The sequence below is a fragment of the Kineococcus auxinigenes genome (genome assembly GCF_050871525.1).
Lineage (GTDB): Bacteria > Actinomycetota > Actinomycetes > Actinomycetales > Kineococcaceae > Kineococcus.
The window spans coordinates 1-779 of the sequence record NZ_JBKBCT010000153.1 but is presented as its reverse complement, the minus strand read 5'-3'; the positions used below and the strand labels follow the sequence as shown (position 1 = coordinate 779).

The following is a 779-nucleotide window of genomic DNA, read 5'->3' as shown; positions in this document are numbered from 1 at the left end:
GGCAGGGCCTGCAGCTTGTCCCAGGGGAAGTTCTGCATGATCGAGTAGCTCGGCTTGCCCTGCATCAGCGCCGGCCAGGGGTCCACCCCGGTGGTGGCCTTGACCGCCGCGGAGGACTCCGTGGACACCGCCACGGCCCCGGCGCGGTCCACGACGATGAAGCCGTACTTCTGCGCGGCCTTGGCGATCATCTTGGCCAGCGGGGTGAGCTGGAGGGAGTCCACGTCCACGCTGGGGTCCAGGCGCAGGCGCGTGCCCTCGGGGATGGCGTTCGCGGAGGTGTCCGTGCCGTCGCTGCGCTGGGCCGGCCAGCTGAACGTCTTCCAGTGCGCAGGGCTGGGGATGGCCAGGGCGATGGCGTGGTTGATCTGCCCGGCCTGGGCCTCCTTGATGCCGATGGCCCCACCGGACAGGGCCAGTCCCGTGGCGGCGGCGCCGAAGCCGTTCAGGAAGTAGCCCGGGCTGGTGGAGACCTCGTCGATGCGCCCGCCCCAGCACGCGCTCCAGACGCCGTCGACCTTCTTCATCCGCCAGAACTCCCACAGCTGGTTCGTCTCGGGCGAGTAGATCGTCAGCTGCGCGTCGGTCCCGGTGGCCGGTACCGCGTCCGCCGGCACCGGCACCTGGGTGAACTGCCCACCGGGCCCCAGCAGTCCCTTGGGGGTGTAGCTGCGGTTCTGGCAGTTGCTCCACTGCACGTCCACGCGCGGCTGCGAGGCCGGCACGGTGTAGATGCTGGTGTTGTACTGGTTCACGTTGAACGCCGCCACGCCGTTGTA

1 protein-coding gene is annotated in these 779 nt (G+C 69.8%); it reads right to left on the bottom strand.

The features are described 5' to 3' along the window. Positions 1-779: DUF4124 domain-containing protein (locus tag ACRYR9_RS19740; protein ID WP_432540224.1), on the bottom strand; the 779-nt coding region annotated here is incomplete at both ends.